This window comes from Rhodoluna sp., assembly GCF_024639375.1.
Classification (GTDB): Bacteria; Actinomycetota; Actinomycetes; order Actinomycetales; family Microbacteriaceae; genus Rhodoluna.
The window spans coordinates 78,767-98,285 of record NZ_JAHEIM010000003.1 but is presented as its reverse complement, the minus strand read 5'-3'; the positions used below and the strand labels follow the sequence as shown (position 1 = coordinate 98,285).

Annotated in this window: 19 protein-coding genes; 5 read left to right on the top strand and 14 right to left on the bottom strand. The window is 52.5% G+C overall.

The window, feature by feature from the left end; genetic code table 11:
* The 7 genes from Q0L28_RS02025 to dxr all read right to left on the bottom strand — a co-directional run.
* On the bottom strand, nt 1–409 hold a 409-nt coding region (locus Q0L28_RS02025), incomplete at its 3' end, for a translation initiation factor IF-2 N-terminal domain-containing protein (RefSeq protein ID WP_296630884.1).
* Between the two features lie 75 nt (nt 410–484).
* On the bottom strand, nt 485–748 hold the full coding sequence (locus Q0L28_RS06610) for a YlxR family protein (protein WP_366843397.1): 264 nt from the start codon (nt 746–748) through the stop codon (nt 485–487).
* 24 nt (nt 749–772) lie between these two features.
* On the bottom strand, nt 773–1,747 hold the full coding sequence (nusA, locus tag Q0L28_RS02020; RefSeq protein ID WP_296630882.1) for a transcription termination factor NusA: 975 nt from the start codon (nt 1,745–1,747) through the stop codon (nt 773–775).
* Nucleotides 1,748–1,764: 17 nt separating this feature from the next.
* Entirely contained in the window at nt 1,765–3,528 is a 1,764-nt protein-coding gene (locus tag Q0L28_RS02015) for a proline--tRNA ligase (RefSeq protein WP_296630880.1), read from the bottom strand.
* Nucleotides 3,529–3,554: 26 nt separating this feature from the next.
* Nucleotides 3,555–4,715, bottom strand: a complete 1,161-nt coding sequence (gene ispG / locus Q0L28_RS02010; RefSeq protein WP_296630912.1) for a flavodoxin-dependent (E)-4-hydroxy-3-methylbut-2-enyl-diphosphate synthase — start codon at nt 4,713–4,715, stop codon at nt 3,555–3,557.
* Nucleotides 4,716–4,751: 36 nt separating this feature from the next.
* On the bottom strand, nt 4,752–6,065 hold the full coding sequence (locus Q0L28_RS02005; protein ID WP_296630878.1) for a site-2 protease family protein: 1,314 nt from the start codon (nt 6,063–6,065) through the stop codon (nt 4,752–4,754).
* A 55-nt stretch (nt 6,066–6,120) separates the two neighbouring features.
* Entirely contained in the window at nt 6,121–7,206 is a 1,086-nt protein-coding gene (gene dxr, locus Q0L28_RS02000; RefSeq protein WP_296630874.1) for a 1-deoxy-D-xylulose-5-phosphate reductoisomerase, read from the bottom strand.
* A gap of 76 nt (nt 7,207–7,282) precedes the next feature.
* Between dxr and gabT the strand changes: the two genes are divergently transcribed.
* Nucleotides 7,283–8,617 (top strand): 4-aminobutyrate--2-oxoglutarate transaminase, encoded by a 1,335-nt coding sequence (gabT, locus tag Q0L28_RS01995; RefSeq protein ID WP_296630871.1) that lies wholly within the window; start codon nt 7,283–7,285, stop codon nt 8,615–8,617.
* Between the two features lie 46 nt (nt 8,618–8,663).
* Here gabT and Q0L28_RS01990 read toward each other — a convergent pair whose 3' ends face one another.
* The 6 genes from Q0L28_RS01990 to Q0L28_RS01965 all read right to left on the bottom strand — a co-directional run bounded on the left by Q0L28_RS01990 (nt 8,664) and on the right by Q0L28_RS01965 (nt 15,463).
* Complete coding sequence (locus tag Q0L28_RS01990; protein WP_296630869.1) at nt 8,664–9,470, bottom strand: ABC transporter permease; 807 nt, start codon at nt 9,468–9,470, stop codon at nt 8,664–8,666.
* Nucleotides 9,467–10,390: an ABC transporter permease gene (locus Q0L28_RS01985; RefSeq protein WP_296630866.1), complete on the bottom strand. Its 924-nt coding sequence runs from the start codon at nt 10,388–10,390 to the stop codon at nt 9,467–9,469. Before Q0L28_RS01985 ends, Q0L28_RS01990 begins: the two co-directional genes overlap by 4 nt.
* Nucleotides 10,391–10,392: 2 nt before the next feature.
* On the bottom strand, nt 10,393–11,517 hold the full coding sequence (locus Q0L28_RS01980) for an ABC transporter ATP-binding protein (protein WP_296630863.1): 1,125 nt from the start codon (nt 11,515–11,517) through the stop codon (nt 10,393–10,395).
* A gap of 11 nt (nt 11,518–11,528) precedes the next feature.
* Complete coding sequence (locus Q0L28_RS01975) at nt 11,529–12,743, bottom strand: extracellular solute-binding protein (RefSeq protein ID WP_296630860.1); 1,215 nt, start codon at nt 12,741–12,743, stop codon at nt 11,529–11,531.
* 100 nt (nt 12,744–12,843) lie between these two features.
* Nucleotides 12,844–13,893 (bottom strand): FtsK/SpoIIIE domain-containing protein, encoded by a 1,050-nt coding sequence (locus Q0L28_RS01970; protein ID WP_296630857.1) that lies wholly within the window; start codon nt 13,891–13,893, stop codon nt 12,844–12,846.
* A 133-nt stretch (nt 13,894–14,026) separates the two neighbouring features.
* Nucleotides 14,027–15,463, bottom strand: coding sequence for a gamma-aminobutyraldehyde dehydrogenase (locus Q0L28_RS01965; RefSeq protein WP_296630854.1), 1,437 nt, complete (start codon nt 15,461–15,463; stop codon nt 14,027–14,029).
* 205 nt (nt 15,464–15,668) lie between these two features.
* Here Q0L28_RS01965 and Q0L28_RS01960 point away from each other — a divergent pair, with 205 nt between their 5' ends.
* From Q0L28_RS01960 to Q0L28_RS01950, 3 genes are read left to right on the top strand one after another with little or no spacing between them, the layout of a single operon-like run.
* The gene (locus Q0L28_RS01960; protein WP_296630909.1) at nt 15,669–17,000 is read left to right on the top strand and encodes an aspartate aminotransferase family protein; all 1,332 of its coding nucleotides are present in this window, start codon (nt 15,669–15,671) and stop codon (nt 16,998–17,000) included.
* A gap of 33 nt (nt 17,001–17,033) precedes the next feature.
* Nucleotides 17,034–17,537: a methylated-DNA--[protein]-cysteine S-methyltransferase gene (locus Q0L28_RS01955; protein WP_296630850.1), complete on the top strand. Its 504-nt coding sequence runs from the start codon at nt 17,034–17,036 to the stop codon at nt 17,535–17,537.
* Entirely contained in the window at nt 17,512–18,093 is a 582-nt protein-coding gene (locus Q0L28_RS01950; protein WP_296630847.1) for a DNA-3-methyladenine glycosylase I, read from the top strand. Before Q0L28_RS01955 ends, Q0L28_RS01950 begins: the two co-directional genes overlap by 26 nt.
* A 4-nt stretch (nt 18,094–18,097) precedes the next feature.
* Here the strand turns inward: Q0L28_RS01950 and yaaA are convergent, their stop codons facing one another.
* Nucleotides 18,098–18,808 (bottom strand): peroxide stress protein YaaA, encoded by a 711-nt coding sequence (yaaA, locus tag Q0L28_RS01945; protein ID WP_296630844.1) that lies wholly within the window; start codon nt 18,806–18,808, stop codon nt 18,098–18,100.
* A gap of 37 nt (nt 18,809–18,845) precedes the next feature.
* Here yaaA and Q0L28_RS01940 point away from each other — a divergent pair, with 37 nt between their 5' ends.
* The gene (locus Q0L28_RS01940) at nt 18,846–19,490 is read left to right on the top strand and encodes a cob(I)yrinic acid a,c-diamide adenosyltransferase (RefSeq protein ID WP_296630842.1); all 645 of its coding nucleotides are present in this window, start codon (nt 18,846–18,848) and stop codon (nt 19,488–19,490) included.
* Nucleotides 19,491–19,519: the final 29 nt, after the last annotated feature.

Genomic DNA, 19,519 nt, shown 5'->3' with positions numbered 1-19,519 from the left:
AAGCTGCAAAAGGATTGTTGCCCGGGCGAGGAATGCCTGGGGTGGCCGAAGGCGCTGCTGGAGCGGCCGCGGCCGGGGCTGCCGGCGCTGGTGCGCCAGGAGTTGCCGGTGGCGGAGTTGCGCCACCAGGAGTTTCACCTGAGATTGCTGACGGCGCACTTGGCGCAGCAGCTGCAGGTGCTGAAGTTTCGGCTTCGGCAGCGGCGGCCTTCTTAGGGGCAGCCTTTTTAGGAGCCTCTTCGACTGGCTTAGCGTTTGGGAAAGCCTCGCGTAGCTTCTTGGCTACTGGAGGAGCAATTGTTGATGAACCGCTTTTTACGAACTCACCGAGTTCTGCAAGTTTGGCCAAAGCAACTTTGGAATCGATGCCAAGTTCTTTAGCAATGTCGTACACGCGTGGTAGCGCCACTTTTGTTTCTCCTGTCTGGGGCCTTCCCTAGACAGGGCAGGCCGTTAAAGCTGTTGGGTACTCATTTCGAGCTACTCATTTGTTTGCCAACATCGTTTCTGCCTGTTCTTTAGAAATAATCAACCCCGACAAATCGACGGCTGACTTCAGTTTTAGTGCTCGGTTTAGTGCTTTACGAGAAATCGCTAAATCTAAGCAATCTTGCGAATTGTGTAACCACGCTCCCCTGCCTGGCAAAGATTTCTGGCGATCAAAAACCAAAACTGCTGATTTTTCAACGATTCGCAAGAGTTCTGCACGCTGGGAGCGCTGGCGACAGCCAACGCAGGTTCGTTCCATTCTAACCCCTGGTCGCTCTCGCGACTAGTCCTCGAGGATGCTATCCGGCTGAATATCGATTTTTGCGCCGGTTAGCTTTGCAGCAAGGCGGGCATTTTGACCCTCTTTGCCGATTGCTAGGGATAGCTGGAAGTCAGGAACCAACACGCGAACCGACTTGGTAGCCGCATCGAGCATGAAAGCACTAGAAACCTTAGCCGGCGAAAGCGCCTGTGCCACAAAGGCTGGCAGGTCTTCGCTGTAATCAACGATGTCGATCTTTTCATCATTTAGCTCGGCCTGAACCGCGCGCACGCGCTGACCAAGTTCACCAATGCAAGAACCCTTGGCGTTTACGCCTGGCTCGTGTGCACGAACGGCAATCTTGGTGCGGTGGCCGGCCTCGCGAGCTAGCGACACAATTTCAACAACGCCACTGGCGATTTCTGGAACCTCAAGAGCAAAAAGCTTGCGAACCAAAGATGGGTGGGTGCGCGAAACGGTGACCTGTGGGCCACGGGTGCCCTTGTTCACTGCGGTTACATAAACACGAATTCGCTTGCCATGCGCGTAATCCTCGCCCGGAACCTGCTCTTCGGGAGGCATGATGGCTTCGATTGTGCCTAGGTCAACATAAACCATGTATGGCTTTTGCCCCTGCTGAATGACACCGGCAACGATGTCGCCTTCTTTGCCCTTGAACTCACCCAAAAGGTTTTCGTCATTAATGCTGCGGATGCGCTGCGCGATAACTTGCTTTGCGGCGCCGGCGGCAATGCGGCCAAAGTTTTCTGGAGTGACTTCGGTCTCACCAGTCTTGTTGCCCTCTTCATCCAAGATTGGGGCATAAACATTTACGCGACCGGTGGTGCGATTAAGCTCGGCACGCACTTCATCGTTGTTGCCAACGTGCTTGTGATAAGCCGCCAAGATTGCAGCTTCGATAATTGCCACTAATTCGCTGAATGGAATTTCGGCTTCGCGCTCGAGAGTTTTTAGAACACTCAGATCAATGTCCATGGTTTGCCTCCCGGCCGTTAGTTAAGTTCTTGTAATGCAGATTGTAATGGTACAGCCCTGCGCTCCCCCGTGCGTCGATCCCATAGATCTACCTCACCCTGTTCGAGCCCCTTGCCCACGATGATGATCTGCGGAACACCAACCAGCTCAGCATCGCCAAACTTAACGCCCGGGCTCACCTTTAGTCGGTCATCCAAAATCACGGTGCGGCCGGTTGCTACAATTTCGGCAGCAAGTTTTTCGGCGGTTTCATAAACCACATCGTCTTTGCCGGCAGCCACAACATAAACATCGGCAGGTGAAACTGCGGATGGCCAAATCAGGCCCTTGTCGTCGTGGTTTGCTTCAGCCAAAACTGCAACCAAGCGAGTCACACCAATTCCGTATGAACCCATGGTTACGGTGACGAGCTTGCCGTTTTCATCAAGCACCTGAAGGCCAAGCGCCTCGGCATACTTGCGACCGAGTTGGAACACGTGGCCAATCTCGATGCCGCGAGCCAGCTGCAATTCGCCGGAGCCATCCGGGGCTTGGTCGCCCTCGCGAACTTCGGCGATGTCAACGATGCCATCGGCGTTAAAGTCGCGACCCTTGACCAAATCAAAAATGTGCTTTTCAGATTCATTGGCACCGCTGATCCAGGCGCTGCCTTCTACAACACGTGGGTCAAGCAGGTAGCGAATCTTTGATGAACCCTCGAGGCCAAGCAGTGCCTTGCCATCTTTAACCGGACCAATGTATCCCTTGATGAGCTCTGGGTGCTTAGCGAAATCTTCTTCGTTGGCTTGCTCAACTTCGTTTGGAGAGAAAGCCGCCTCGGCACGCTTTGCATCGACCTCGCGGTCGCCAGGCAAACCAAATACAACTAGTTCGCGCTTGCCTTCTGGTGAAACCAAAGCCATCACGTTGTTTTTCAAAGTGTGCGCGGCAGTCCAAGGCTCACCATCGGCACGCTGCACGTTATCCGTGGCAAATTGCACCACGCGCTTAATGTTTGACGCTGCCGGCGTGGCAATAACCTGCGCGGCAGGCTGACCCTCGATTGCAATTGCTGGCGGCACAACCGTGGCAACTGCTTCAACGTTGGCGGCATAGCCACCAGGTGAGCGCACAAATGTGTCTTCACCAATCGGGCTTGGTGACAAAAATTCTTCGGATGCAGAACCGCCCATGGCGCCGGCGTCTGCTTTAACAATTACATAGTCGACACCAAGACGAGTGAAGATGCGCTCGTAGGCATCGCGCTGTGCTTGGTAGGCGGCCTTCAAACCTTCATCGGTAACGTCAAAGCTGTAGGCGTCTTTCATCACAAATTCACGACCGCGAAGCAAGCCAGCACGTGGGCGCGCTTCATCGCGGTACTTGTTTTGAATTTGGTAAAGCGCAACTGGCAAATCTTTGTAGCTGCCATAGAGGTCCTTCACCAGAAGGGTGAACATCTCTTCGTGGGTTGGCGCTAGCAGGTAGTCAGTCTTCTTGCGGTCTTGAAGGCGAAAAAGGTTGTCACCATATTCGGTCCAGCGGTTGGTGGCTTCGAATGGTTCGCGAGGCAATAGCGCCGGAAAGAAAACTTCCTGGGCGCCAGCGTTAGCCATCTCTTCACGAATGACCTTCTCGATTTTTGCCTTAACGGCTAGGCCCAGCGGCAACCAGGTGTAAAGACCGGCTCCGGCACGTCGAATGTATCCGGCGCGCAAAAGCAGTTTGTGGCTGTTTACTTCGGCTTCGTTTGGGTCTTCGCGAAGCGTGCGAAGGAACAGGGTGGAAAGTCGCATAGGCATGCGCTCTATGTTACTTGGCGCGTGGATTACTTTTGGGCGACTACAACCTGAGGGGCGCCAACCAAGGCTGGGTCCATGGTTGCTGCCAAGCGGTTGGCCTCTTCGATGAGGGTTGCCACGATCTCGCTTTCGGGAACAGTCTTGATGACCTCGCCCTTCACAAAGATTTGACCCTTGCCGTTGCCTGAGGCAACACCCAGATCGGCTTCGCGAGCTTCACCTGGGCCATTCACCACACAGCCCATAACGGCAACGCGCAATGGCACGGTGAGTTTTTCAAGACCTGCGGTCACATCGTTGGCCAAGGTGTACACATCAACTTGGGCACGGCCACAACTTGGGCAACTAACAATCTCAAGTTTGCGCGGGCGCAAATTCAGTGATTCAAGAATCTGTGAACCAACCTTGATTTCTTCAACCGGTGGGGCCGAAAGTGAAACTCGAATGGTGTCGCCAATGCCCTTAGCCAAAAGCGCACCGAAGGCAACTGAAGATTTGACGGTGCCTTGGAATGCCGGGCCGGCTTCGGTGACGCCCAGGTGAAGTGGCCAATCGCCGCGCTCTGACAAAAGCTCATAAGCCTTCACCATGATCACCGGGTCGTTGTGCTTTACAGAAATTTTGAAATCGTGGAAGTCGTGCTCTTCAAAAAGTGATGCTTCCCACACGGCAGACTCAACCAATGCTTCTGGGGTTGCCTTGCCATATTTTTCTAGCAGGCGTGGGTCAAGTGAACCGGCGTTGACACCAATGCGAATTGAAACTCCAGCATCTTTTGCAGCCTTGGCAATTTCACCAACCTTGTCGTCGAACTGGCGGATGTTGCCCGGGTTAACACGAACGGCACCACATCCGGCATCGATTGCCTGAAAAACGTATTTTGGTTGAAAGTGAATGTCGGCAATTACCGGAATTTGTGACTTGCGGGCAATTAGCTGCAGGCGATCGGCATCATCTTGGCTTGGCACTGCAACACGAACGATGTCGCAACCTGATGCGGTTAGCTCTGCAATTTGCTGCAATGTGGCATTCACATCGGTGGTTGGGGTGGTGCACATTGACTGCACTGAAACCGGAGCATCGCCACCGACGGCAACCTTGCCCACCATAATTTGACGGGTTTTGCGACGCGGCGCGAGTGTTGGCGGTGGAGACTTTGGGAGACCTAGGTTTACTGCCGGCACAATTTGCTCGCTTTCGGTTTGTCTAAATCTTAACCCCGATTAGAACGAGATTGGATTTACCAGGTCGGCCAGGATGAGAATTGCGCTCATGGCCATAAGCAACATGAACACAAACCAAGTAATTGGCATCAAAAGCGCGGTATCAGCAGGGCCTGGGTCTGGTTTGCCACGCACCCGATAAATGCCACGCTTGATTGACTCATAAATGCCGCCAGCAATGTGACCACCATCAAGGGGCAATAGCGGAACCATATTGAAGGCAAAAAGCGCAAAGTTGAGCGATGCCAAAATCAAAAGTCCCGAGGCAAGTTTGTCGATAACTGAGGCTGATTCGGTGGATGCCACCTCACCAGAAATTTGGGCAATGCCAACCACCGAAACAGCACCGTTTGGGTTTCGCGCTTGCCCGGTGAAGGTGCTTACTGCTACATCGGTGATTTGCTTTGGCAAGGTCAAAATCATTTGACCAACTTGAGCCACCGCGTTGCCTGATTGCACAAGAGCATTGCCCACTGGCTGCGGAACTCGATCGGACCCAAAAATCACACCAATGGTTGGCTGAATTGCAGTCACCGGCTGGCCAGCGGAATCGGTAACCACCTGACCGGTTTGGGCATCGAATAGTGGGCGAATTGCAGCCACCGGAGTAATGCTCAGATTCAGGGTTTGACCATTTCGATCAATGGTGAGTTGCGCCTGAGTGTCTGGCTGCAACTTAGCTTGCACAGTCTTCCAGTCTGAGAAGGTTTCACCGTTGACTGCCGTGATTTTGTCGCCAGGTTTTAAGCCAGCGGCTTTTGCCGGTGAAGGCGCATCCGAAGGAGTGCACTGAGTGCTGACTATTGTGTTGGCCGGCACACATTCGCCGATTGCCTCGATTGTGGTCGTTCGTTGATAGGTGCCGATGCCACTAATCACCAACGTGAGCAACAACGTGCCCAAGGCTAGGTTCATGAACGGGCCACCGAACATCACGATGATTCGTTTGTAAACCGGCAACTGATAGAACATGCGGTTTTCGTCGGCCTTGGTGATGTGCTGCTCGTGCGCTTTGCGCGCACCGTTAACAATTTCGCCAAAAAAGCCACTGCGCTTTTTTGCACCTGGTTTAGCCGGCGGATACATGCCAATCATGCTGATGTAACCACCGAGCGGAATTAGCTTGAGCGCGTACTGGGTTTCACCACGCTTGAACTTGAAAAGGGTTGGACCAAAACCAATTGCATAAGTGGGCACTTTGACGCCGAATTTTTTGGCGGGCAGTAAGTGCCCGAGTTCGTGCAGGCCAATTGAAAAGCCAATGCCTAATGCAATAAAAAGGATGCCGCCTATGTACCAGAGAGTTTCAGTCACGGTGCCGACCTTAACATTTTCGCCTGACAATTGGCTGGGCTTTTATGCACAGTCATTAGCAAGCCGTGGCAATCTGAGCATCGGCACGGTCTCTGGCCCACTTCTCGGCGGCGAGAACGCCATCCAAAGTTAATTCGGCATCGGCCTTGTGCGCGTCAACCACGCGCTCAACCAGTTCAACAATTTGGGTGAAACCAATTTTGCCGGCGTGAAACGCATCAACCGCTTGCTCGTTGGCAGCGTTATAAACCGCCGGATAGGTATGCCCCGCCGAACCAACCTGACGAGCAAGTTTGACCGCGGTAAAAACTGTTTCGTCGAGGGGTTCGAATGTCCAGGTGGCAGCCTTGGTCCAGTCGCAAGGAGTAGCAACATTCGGCACACGCGCCGGCCAAGACATTCCCAAAGCAATTGGCAACTTCATGTCTGGCGGTGAGGCCTGCGCCAAAACGGAACCGTCAACGAATTCAACCATCGAGTGAACAATTGACTGAGGGTGCACTGTGACATCGATGCAATCAAAAGGAATGTCAAAAAGCAGGTGGGCTTCGATTAGTTCTAGGCCTTTATTAACCAGGGTGGCTGAGTTTGTGGTGACGACGCGACCCATCACCCAGGTTGGGTGCGCCAGCGCCTGCTGCGGAGTCACATCGCGCAACTGCTCGCGAGACCATCCGCGGAATGGCCCACCCGATGCAGTCAAAATCAGTTTGCGAACTTCGTTAGCTGCTCCCCCGAGCAAACATTGCGCAAGCGCTGAGTGCTCACTGTCAACCGGAACAATTTGACCCGGTGAAGCGGCCTGAGTAACCAAGCGGCCACCGACGATAAGTGATTCTTTGTTGGCTAGCGCCAGAGTTTTGCCGGTGCGCAGTGTGGCAAGAGTTGGGGCGAGACCGATTGAACCGGTGATGCCGTTAATCACTACGTCGGCTTCGGTGTCTTCAACCAATTTGGTGGCAGCTTCGGCACCTTGAACGGCGTGAGCCACGTTGAACTTGGTCTTTTGCTCGGCAAGCAATTGCGCATTGTTGCCAGCGGCTAGGCCAACCACTTCAAATCGATCTGGGTTCGCAGCAATCACTTCAAGGGCCTGGGTGCCAATTGACCCGGTGGAGCCAAGAATGATTACGCGACGCATGAGTCAATCTTGCCACTTTGCTGTCATTTTGCCCCCACGGCCCGTCTGCACAAACTAGAGGCTTAGACTTTTAAACATGAGCGAATTCCCTGTCGCGCAAGAGCGCAAAGTTGTCACTGCTATTCCAGGCCCAAAGTCTCAAGCCCTGCACAAACGCCGCCTAGAAGCCGTTTCAAACGGTGCTGGCGCTGCACTTCCGGTCTACATTGAGGCAGCCCACGGTGCAATTTTGGTAGATGCCGATGGCAACCAACTGATTGACCTAGGCTCAGGCATTGGCGTGACCACAATTGGCCACACCAACGCTGGCGTTGTGGCAGCCGTTCAAGAGCAGGTAGCCAAGCTCACCCACACACTTTTCACCCTCACTCCGTATGAAAATTACGTTGAGGTTTGCGAATTTCTAAACAAATACACCCCTGGCAACTTCAAGAAGAAGTCAGTGCTGTTCAACTCAGGCGCCGAGGCTGTTGAAAACGCAGTAAAGATTGCCCGCAAGGCAACCCGCAAAAACGGCATCGTGGTTTTTGACCACGCTTATCACGGCCGCACCAACCTCACCTACTCAATGAACTTCAAAGCTGCCCCTTACGGAAATGGCTTTGGCCCAACTGCTGGCAGCATTCAGCACGTTCCAATGTCTTACCCGTTCCGAGACCCAGCTGGTATGACCGGCGAAGAGGCTGCTCGTCGCGCAATCACTTACATTGAAAAACGCGTTGGCCTAGAAGATCTTGCCTGTGTGGTTATCGAACCTATTCAGGGCGAAGCCGGCTTCATTGTTCCTGCCCCCGGATTCCTGCGCACACTAAGCGAGTGGACTCGCGCAAACGGCGTTGTGCTGATTGCCGACGAAGTTCAATCTGGTGTCGCTCGCACCGGCGAGTGGTTCGCTTCACACCACGAAGAAGGCTTCGAGCCTGACCTATTCACAATTGCTAAGGGAATTGCTGGCGGTATGCCGATTTCAGCAGTGACCGGTCGCGCAGAAATCATGGATGCCTCTCACCCCGGTGGCCTTGGCGGCACCTTTGGCGGAAACCCGGTTGCCGCAGCAGCAGCGGTTGCTGTACTGAAGCAGATCGAAGCCGGTGGCGTAATTGAACGCGCACGCGAGATTGAAACCATTTTGAGCAAGCGTCTAAACGCCATGAAAGACAAGTACCCGGTAATCGGCGATGTTCGTGGCCGTGGCGCAATGATGGCAATTGAATTTATTGAACCAGGCACTCACAACCCAAACCAGGCAGCGGTAGACAAGGTTGTTAAGCACAGCCACTCAAACGGCGTTTTGGTTTTGAATGCGGGAACCTACTACAACGTGATTCGATTCTTGCCACCACTTGCAATTACCGATGCATTGCTACACGATGCCCTTGACGTAATTGAGGCTGGCATCGCAGCGCTTTAGAAGTTCAAAGAGAAAATCCTCCTGGCGATTGGCCAGGAGGATTTTTTTACTTAAGTTTTGCGAGCCTAGTGTTTCGAAGTGAGCTGCGAATTTGAACGAACAGCACTATGGCAATGGCCAAGAAGAACACCGCCGAACCAATCACGTTTGCCTCGGCTGGCACACCACGCGTTGCGGCCGCATAGATAAAGATTGGGAACGTGGTGACGGTTTGACCGCCGTTGAAATAGGTAATGATGAAATCATCAAAGCTAAGCGCGAATGAAAGCAGTGCAGCGGCGGCAATGCCCGGCATTAGCAGAGGCAAAGTGATCTTCATGAACACCCTGCGTGGGTTTGCATAAAGATCGCGGCCGGCCTCTTCAAGCGCTGGGTCGAGGGTTTGCACACGAGCCTTTACAGTGACCACTACAAAAGACAGGCAGAACATCACGTGGGCAATGATGATGGTGAGGTAGCCCTGGCCGATGCCAAGGTTGAAGAATTCGGCGGCTAGGCCAGAGCCCATCACCACTTCTGGAGTAGCCATTGGCAAGAAGAGCCCCAAGCTAACTGCCTCGCGAGCCTTGAACTTATAGCGAACCAAGGCAATCGCAATCATGGTGCCCAGCACCGTTGCAATAAGCGTTGAAATAACGCCAATCAGAATCGAACTGCCAACTGCCTCACAAACACCCTGGCGGACACAAACCTGTAGCCAGTTATTGAGCGTGAAGCCCTGCCACTGAGCGTTCGACTTGGTTGAATCGTTGAACGAAAACGCCACCGTGTAGGCGATTGGCAAAAGCAAAAAGACGAAAGCGATGACCGCGTAAAACGGCAGAATAAGTTTCTTAAAATCAAAAGCCTTCACAGCAGATCCTCACTGCCGGTGCGCTTCACATAGACACCAACGATGATCAAAATCACGGCCATCAATGCAACCGAAAGCGCCGAGGCAATTGGCATGTTGTGCTCACTGATGTATTTCGACTCAATTACGTTTCCGAGCATCTGAGTGTGCGCTGATCCCAAGAAATTCTTGCTGGCGTTCACATAGTCACCGGCCATTGGAATAAAAGTAAGCAGAGTTCCGGAGATGACACCTGGCATTGAAAGCGGCAGGGTCACCTTGGTGAACACCTTGCGTGGGCTGGCGTAAAGATCGGCGCCGGCCTCGAGGTAGCGAATGTCTAGTTTTTCAAGCGTTGTGTAAAGCGGCAAGGTCATGAACGGAATGAAGTTGTAGGTAAGACCGAAGACCACGGCGAACGGTGTGCCGATGATGTATTGGTCGGGAGCAAGCAATCCCAAGGTTTGCAATTCATGCACGATCCAAGACTCATTAGAGAAAATTTGTGACCACGCCAGGGTGCGCAACAAGAAGCTGATAAAGAAAGGTGCGATCACCAAAGTAACCAACATGCGCTGAAGCAATGGGCGGCCACGAAGTTTTACTCCGATGAAATATGCCAACGGATAACTGATCAGTAGTGCAGCCGCGGTAGCGATAAGTGCGTATGAGAACGAACGAATTACGTGGGGCAAATAGTCAGTGCCGAGTTGGGCAAAGTTTTGAATGTTAAAGCCGTAGCGAAAACCTTGATTGGCAAGGCTAACTGCCTCGATGCTGCCCAGAGACACTGCAATTAGTGAGAAGAGCGGCGCCAAGAAAAAAAGTGCGAGGTAGGCCAAACCAGGAGCAAGCAGAATCCAAGCAATTTTGCCGGTCTTTTGCGATGCGTTCTTGTGTTTGATGTCGCTGGTTGAGTGCGCGAATGCCCCGAATGCCACGGCTATGCCCCAGTAGTTTTTTCAGGAAGGTCGCTCAGGCCGAAGCTGTGTTCAACCTTCCAGCTAACCCAAACTTTTTGACCCACCTGAGTAACCGGAGACTTGCCGATGTTCTGCGCGAACACAGTAATCTCACCAATTTTTGGAATATCAATGAGGTACTGGTTGCTCACGCCGGTGAAGCGAATATCGATGATCTCGCCTGGGCCAATGAGGTTGTAACCCGCACCAAGTTTTGGCTCTTCTTCGTGAAAGAAAGCTTTTTCTGGGCGAACACCGATGGCAATCTTGCCCTTGTGTTTTTCGGCACGAGCCTTAGGCACAGAAATTTTGTTGCCTGCCACATTGATGCTGATGGTGTTTGCATTTTCATCTTCAACGTTGCCGATGAAAAGGTTTGACTGACCCAAGAATTTAGCAACGAACGCAGTTTTTGGTCGATCGTAAAGCGCCTCGGGTGCACCCATCTGTTCGATGCGACCCTTGTTCATTACTGCAACAGTGTCGGCCATGTCCATGGCTTCTTCTTGGTCGTGGGTTACGTGCAAGAAAGTAAGGCCAACCTCAACCTGAATGGCCTTCAACTCAATTTGCATTTCGCGACGAAGCTTTAGGTCAAGTGCGCCAAGCGGTTCGTCAAGCAACAACAAAGATGGTCGGTTGACGAGCGCGCGAGCAAGAGCAACGCGCTGTTGTTGACCACCGGATAACTGCTGTGGTCGACGTGCTGATAAGTGCTCTAGCTGCACCAACTTGAGCGCATCGGCAGCCTTGGCAAGCGGGTCGGCTACCTTTCGCTGGCGCAATCCGAAGGCAACGTTTTCGAGAACTGACATGTGTGGGAACAGTGCGTAGCTCTGAAACACGGTGTTGATTGGGCGTTCGTGCGGCTTGGTGTTTGTGATGTCTTTACCACCGAGCAAAATCTTGCCCTTGGTTGGTTCATCGAGGCCGGCAATTAGACGCAGGGTCGTGGTCTTGCCGCAACCTGAAGGTCCAAGCAATGCGAAGAATTGGCCTGCCGGAATCTTCAGATCCATGTCCTCGAGCGCGGTAAAACCAGGAAATTCTTTTCTTACGTCGATTAGCTCTAGGTCAGCGCCCGAGAATGTTGAGTTCTGATTCACGTACCAGTCGCCTATACGCCAGTCGCAGCGTTATACGCTTCGTTCCATGCAGAGTGCTCTGCATAGCTAAGGGTGCGGAACTGCTGCAGCTTGTCGCGAACGCCGCCTGCCTTAGGGAAGATCAATTCGTTGTCGGCCAATTCTTGATTGCTCTTGGCAACGATTTCTTGAACACCTTCTACTGGAGGTGCGAAAACCACTCCACCAAGAATTACCTTGGCTGATACTTCTGGGTCGTAGTAGTAGTTGATCAGTTTCTCGACATTTGCCTTGTGCTGTGCACCCATTGGAACGGTGAAAGAGTCAGTGTTTAGCGTTGCACCCTGCGAGTCAAAGACGAAACCATATTCGTCGCCCCACTCAAGGTCGCCAGACCAAACCAAACCGGCAACGGCGTTCTTCTGCTCGAAAGACTCGATGTAGCCCTGACCCTTGGTGTTGATCTGACCATCTTTAACCTGCTTGGCCACTAGGTCAACCGCACTCATGTATTGGTCTTCGGTAACTTCGGCAATGTTGATGCCCTGTGAAATCAAAATCAGGCCAACGGCTTCGCGATATTCGCTAAGCAAAACTACGCGGCCCTTAAGGGCTGGATCCCAAAGGTCAGCTACACCGGTTGGCGCAGTCTTGCCGGTGAGCTCTTTATAAAGCTTCTTGTTGTAAGCAATTCCGGTCATGAAAGACATCCAAGGCATGCTGTATTCGCGGCCCTTGTCAAAAGTTGGTGAAGCCAACTCTGATTTCATGTTTGCGTGGTTTGGAATGTTGGTTAGGTCTAGCTTCTGCACTAGCCCTGACTCAATCAAAAATGCGTCTTGCCAATCGGTGAGACACATGGTGTCGGCACCGATGTCATCGCCGGCAAGCAACTGCTTCTCGGCAGCGCCGTAGTACTCGTTGTTGCCAACGATTGCTTCTGGGTCGTAGTACACCTTGATGCCGGTGTTCTTCTCGAAAGCCTTCAAGGTTGGGTAGCTGGCGTCTTCTTCGCCGTCAAGGTAAGCCGCCCAGTTATCCCAGGTGATGACCTTCTCTGATTCAGACAAGTCTTTGGCTGGAGTAAGACCGGTTGAAGACGAACCGCCTGGGGCACATGCAGCAAGAGCCACAGTTGCAGCGGTTGCACCGGCGCCGGCAAGTGCCGCACGACGAGTGATTTGGTGACGTCGCGCCATTTTTGCCAGGTCGCGAGCAATTGAGTCTTCGGGACGCTGCTGGTTCATAGCAGTAACTCCTTTGTAAAGGGGGCCATCATTGGCCCGACCAACACAACAAACGCGCAGACCGCGCGCCTAGAGAAATACTGCCATAAAAACCCCGTTGCTATTTGAAATCGGGGCCCGAAGGGGCAAATTGAAATGCACTGTTAACGTGGGCCGCGGATGTGATTTGCCCGAAAAGCCATCCTGGTGGCAGATCTGCCGCGCTAACCAATTTTTTGATGCCCAATTGCGCTTGATCGATGGGATCGGCCTCGCCCAAAATAATGCGAGCGCGCAAATTTGTGAGCATCGCCCGGGTGAGACCCTGAACCGACTGGCTGGCTGCCAAAAAATGGATGCCAAGCGAACGACCTCTGGCGAGCACAGCCGCAATTGCGGCATTGGCCGCTTGGCTAGAAGCAAACAGGCTTGCGAGTTCGTCAACCACTATTACTAATCTCGGCAGCGCAACAAACTGTTGCTGCAACTCTTCGATTCGACTGCAACCATGCGCGGCTAACATGCGTTCTCGGGCGTCTAGTTCTTGAGAAACTGCCAGCCAAGCTTTTTCGGTGTCATGACCATCGATGTCGGTGAGCAAGGCTTTAACCCTGGGATGTTCCATAAATTGAGCAAGGCCTGCTCCCCCTTTGAAGTCGACAAGCAGATAATCACATTGATCCCGAGGATTTTTCAGCACGGAATTCAACATTTGCTTTAGCAGAAGACTCTTGCCCGAACCAGTGGAACCGACCACCAAAGCGTGGGGCGAGTCAGCAACTAAATCGAGCGTTAACGGTTTGCCGCTTGTCAAACCTAAAAAGAATTGCGCTTGGCCGGTTGCGGTAGTTGCACGCGTCAACTCAAATTGCCAACGATCAACCAAGCCAAGTTGGTCATCCTGGCTATTTAGATGCTCAAAGATTTTGTCGTGCCATTCACGCTTCCAGAAAATAGACAACCTAGGTAATTTGGCCTGCCCTACAAAAACAGCGGATTCGGTTACCGAGATCGGTTGGGAGAAATCAACCTGCCCACCCCAGCCAAACCGGCGGGCCAACAACCAGATGGCGGCAGTAGCTGCCGACATCACAATCATTTGCCATTGACCCGTGGTTGCACCCAGGTAAACACCAAAGAGCAGCGACGGAATCAGCCAAGCCATCTGCATTTAAAAAGTTTGGGCCGAAACCCTGAGGCCTCGGCCCAAACCAGCGAAGTTGTGGATTAGTCGCCTATAACGTGAGCTTCGCTCACGAATCGGGTCGACAGTCGCAATAGAAAGCTAGCTTTCTTTTGCTCCTTTACTCACCGATATAGGACATGACGTGCTTGATGCGGGTGTAATCCTCGAAGCCATACTGCGACAAGTCTTTTCCGTAACCACTGTGACGGAAACCACCGTGCGGCATCTCTGCAGCCAACGGAATGTGGGTGTTAATCCAGACACATCCGAAGTTCAAAGACTTTGAGAATCGCAAAGCGCGGGTGTGGTTCTGAGTCCACACCGAAGAAGCCAGGCCGTATTGCACATCGTTTGCCCAGCGCAGTGCCTCTTCGTCGTCTTTGAATTTTTGCAATGTGACAACTGGACCAAAGATTTCGTTCTGAATCTGCTCGTCGGTTTGCTTCAAACCCGAAAGCACAGCGGCCTCTAAGAAGTAACCCTGAGTGCCAACACGCACGCCACCGGTTTCAAGAGTTGCGTGATCAGGCAGGCGATCGATGAAACCCTGCACTCGCTCAAGCTGGCTCGCGTTGTTTAGTGGACCATAAAGAATGTCATCACGGTTTGGGTCACCGGTGATTGAGTTGGCTTTCACCTCGGCCACCAACAGAGCCAAGAATTCATCATGCACTGATTCGTGCACCAAAATTCGAGTAGCTGCAGTGCAGTCTTGGCCAGCATTGAAGTATCCGGCGATGGCAATCTGCGCTGCCGCCTTTTGCAAATCGGCGTCGGCAAAAACAATTACCGGCGCCTTGCCTCCGAGCTCAAGGTGCACGCGCTTCAAATCCGAAGCCGCTGATTTTGCTACTTCCATACCAGCGCGAACCGAACCGGTGATTGAAACCATTTGTGGAATCGGATTCTCGATCATTGCACGGCCGGTGTCACGGTTGCCAGTGACAACGTTGAAAACACCCTTCGGCAAAAACTCTGCTGCAATCTCTGCCAATAGCAAAGTAGATGCCGGAGTGGTGTCGCTCGGCTTAATTACAACTGTGTTGCCGGCCGCGATTGCGGGGGCAAATTTCCAAACCGCCATGTTCAGCGGATAGTTCCATGGAGTTACTTGACCAATGACGCCAATTGGTTCACGACGAATCCAAGATGTGTGATCACGCGCGTATTCACCTGCAGATTTGCCCTCAAGGTTTCGAGCGGCTCCGGCAAAGAAACGAATCTGGTCAACCGATGGTGCCATTTCATATTCAACGAGTGTGCTGCGCGGCTTGCCGGTGTTTTCAGATTCAACATCGGCCGCCTCTTCGGCACGAGCCTCTAGGGCATCGGCAATTCTAAAAAGTGCCAGCTGTCTTTCGCCCGGGGTGAAGTTGCTCCACTCCTCAAAAGCTGACTGGGCTGCTTGGTATGCGTCGGCGACATCCGAGGCAGAAGAAACCGCTGCAGTGGCATAGGCCTGGCCGTTCGCGGGATTGATTACATCATTGGTTTCGCCCGATTTTGACGCAACATATTCGCCATTAACGAAGTTATTAAGTTCACGTTTCGACATACCGCGATTCTAATCACCAATACATATAGAGGCGTAATATGGCGATAAACGGGGAACTTTCTTCGTTTCAAAGAAAAGTAAAGAGTGATATTTCATGGCAATCGGGGCCCGCAAAAAGGCAGAACGTGCCACACCGCTTCTTAACGCTCGCAAAGCTGGCAAAGAGGCAACAGTAAAACAGTTGGAGCAAGCTGCAAAAGACAACATGTTCCTTCACTTCACCCGCCACAGTCCGTTCTATACGGCTAAGGGTGAAATTCCAATAATTACTCACGCTCAGGGTCACCACTTCTGGGATCAAAACGGAAAGAAATACTTTGACGGTATTTCTAGTCTGTTTTCGGTGAACGCTGGTCACGGTCGCGAACGACTGGCCGAGGCTGCCGCCAAACAAATGAAAGAGTTGGATTACTTTCCGCTCTGGTCTCACGCACACAAGCCAGGCATCGAACTTTCTGAGCGTCTGCTTTCATATGCTCCAAAGAATATGAGCCGTGTGTTCTTCACCACCGGTGGTGGCGAGGCCAATGAAACCGCCTGGAAGTTGGCGAAGCAATATTTCAAACTCCAGGGCAAGCCTATGAAGCACAAGGTGCTCACTCGCGCGGTTGCCTACCACGGCACATCGCACGGTGCGCTTTCGCTCACTGGCATTCCATCAATGAAGAAGGCATTTGAGCCTTTGGTACCGTCAACCTTCCGAGTGCCAAACACTAACTGGTACCGCGCTCAGGATGACTTCAAGACCGAAGAGGAATTTGCCACTTGGGCGGCCGACCGCGTTGAAGAAATGATTCTGTTTGAAGACCCAGACACAGTTGCTGCGTTCTTCTTGGAACCAGTTCAAAACTCTGGCGGTTGTTTCACTTCACCAAAGTCATACTTCAAGCGGGTTCGCGAAATTTGCGACAAGTACGACGTGATTTTGGTTGCGGATGAAACTATCGATGGTTTTGGTCGCGTTGGCAGCATGTTTGCTTCGAACCTTTATGACTTCGAGCCAGACATGTTGGTATGCGCCAAGGGTATGACTTCGGCCTATGCCCCAATTGGTGCGTTGTTGATGAGTGAAAAGTTCTTCGAACCGTTCAAGCACGGCACCACTCTGTTCCCACACGGGTACACCTATGGTGGCCACCCGGTTTCATGTGCGGTTGCTCTTGAAAACCTAGACATCTTCGATGAAGAAGATTTGGTTGGCAATGTGCAGCGCAACACCAAGCAGTTCCGCAAGACCCTTGAAAAACTGAAGGACTTGCCAATTGTTGGTGACGTTCGCGGCGAAGGCTACTTCTTTGCCATCGAACTTGTAAAAGACAAGAAGACTCGCGAAACCTTCAACGACAAAGAGTCAGAGAAGTTGCTTCGTGGCATTTTGTCTCAGCGCATGTTTGAAGAGGGCTTGTACTGCCGCTCGGATGACCGCGGCGACCCTGTGGTTCAGCTTGCTCCACCGCTAACCATTGGCCGCGATGAATTCAACGAGATCGAGCAGATTCTGCGAGGCGCGCTAGATCACGCCTGGAAGAAGATGTAGTTCTCCACAAATTAAGGTTCGCGTCAAATTCCTATGGATCCCAAAACTATTTTGAGAAATAAGGAATTTGACGCGAACCTTTCTTTTAACTCTCCTATCGGGCCAATTGCTCTCTTTGCCCGAGACAACCGCATTGTCTTTATAGAGATGTGCGGTGACCCTATTGCAGACAGCGGCAAGGCCAAGGTGCTTGGTGAAGCGCGCAAGCAACTAGAGCGCTACTTTGCTGGCAAGCGCACTGAACTTGATTTCGAGGTTTCTCTTGGCGGCACCGATTTTCAACGAGCTGTTTGGGGCGAAATCGCCAAGGTTGGTTTTGGTGAATCAATCACCTATGCGCAAATTGCCCAGCGCATTGGCAACCCAAAGGCGGTGCGCGCAGTTGGTGGTGCTGTTGGCTCAAACCCAGTGCCTTTGATTATTGGCTGCCACCGGGTGCTGGGCGCCGACGGCAAAATCACCGGATACTCGGGTGGTGAAGGCTTGCCGACCAAGCGTTGGCTATTGGCGCATGAAGGATTGGTTGCTAATGGTTGACCGCTGCCCCTGGCCCGGCAACGATGAGACCTACATTCGGTATCACGACACCGAATGGGGTGTGCCGCTCGTTGGCGATCAAGAAATCTACGAGCAGATATGTCTCGAGGGTTTTCAGGCGGGTCTTTCGTGGATCACCATTCTGCGCCGTCGTTCAGATTTTCAAAGAGTGTTCAAAAACTTTGATTACCGCAAGGTGGCGAAGTTCACGGAAGCCGATGTTGAACGGCTTATGGGCGATGCATCAATCATCCGCAATCGAGCCAAAATTTTGAACACCATCGCAAGTGCCCAATTGGTCATCGATTTGCAAAAAGAAGGTCGCTCAATCAGTGACATCGTTTGGGCACACGCCCCAGCAAAATCGCGCCGCACGCAACCGGCAAAAAACTTTGAATGGTTGGCCACGACAGCCGAATCTGAAGCACTCAGCAAAGAACTGCGGTCACTCGGTTTCAAGTTTGTTGGCTCGACCACCATGTATGCCATGATGCAATCGATTGGTATGGTCAATGATCACGCACCGGGCTGCTTTAGGCGCAAGCAACTTAGCTAGCGGATTAGGTTGCTGAGGTTGTAATCAGAATCAGTGATCTGCCCTCTTGCTCGAGCACAAGGCCTGCTTTTTTAGCTGCGGCTTTGAGTTGAGCGATGGTTTCTGGAAACTTATTTGCGGTGAGCGCTGCACGCACTAACTGCCCCTTGGCCTTCTTGTTGAAGTGATTCAGCTGCTCGCGACTCCCGTCTTCGCGCTGAACATAAACAGTGACCTCGAATGCTTCGAGCGTTGTTGGCAGCGGAGCTAGTTCGGCATAGGCCTTAGAGCGCAGGTCGATGACTGGCCCCTTGGCAAGCCGCGGCCACACTGGCGCGTGAGCGGCGTTCCAATGGGTTTTTAGGTTTAGCCCATTAAGTAGTTTGTTTGGAGCTAATTTATAAACCGGAATCAGATCGGTTGCCGCGATCAGCCCGAACAATGCCGACTGAATCAATACGTGTTGCTTGGCAAGCTTCAACTCATCCGCGGTTAGTTGATTGTGTTCGGTCGGAGTGCCCTTGAGACCGCGGCCATGGATGGCTGAATAAAGAGTGCCGGTGTAGCGCTGAATGGCTGGCATTGTGGGCGCTGTATCTAGTGACTTATCCCCCAGTTTTTGCAGCACTTCGAGCCGGGCTGGGTTCAGTGCGCCAAAGGTTTGGGCCGCTTGATGAATTGTGATTGCCTTGCCGCCCGGAGCCTTGGTTTCAGAAGGCGGCAACAAAAACAACATGGCTTTAGCCTATTTGCCATCGCCCTAGACTGGTGCCATGGTCAAACTCACAAAAATTTATACCCGAACCGGCGATGAAGGCATGACTGGTTTAAGCGACTTTTCACGCACCCGCAAAACCGACCCGCGCATCGAAGCATATGCCGATGTTGACGAGGCCAACTCGGCGATTGGCGTTGCGGTTGCCCTGGCTAAAAATGAATTCGATGCCGACACATTGCTGTTGCTTTCACAGATTCAGAATGACCTTTTTGACTTGGGTGCCGACCTATCGAACCCACTGAACGAAGCGTATGAGTATGAGCCACTTCGAGTGGATGCCATTTGGATTGACGCACTAGAGGTTGCCATCGATAGATACAACTCAGACCTGGGCAAACTTGATTCATTCATCTTGCCTGGTGGCTCTGGACTAGCTGCAGGCTTGCACTTGGCCCGCACAGTGGTTCGTCGCGCCGAGCGTGCAACCTGGCACGCCATTGAGGCTTATGGCACTGAGCCTGCCAAGAAGGGCCACCCAAATGGTGGCGTGAATGTGATTGCGGCAAAATACCTCAACCGGCTAAGCGACCTGCTGTTTGTGTTGGCTCGCTATGCCAACATCAAGCACGGTGGCGATGTTAAGTGGGTTCCTGCGGCAAACCGTCGCGAGCGCCCAGAACACCCAACTCGCACCGAATAGGTTTTGACTTCGAATTAAATAAAAAACCC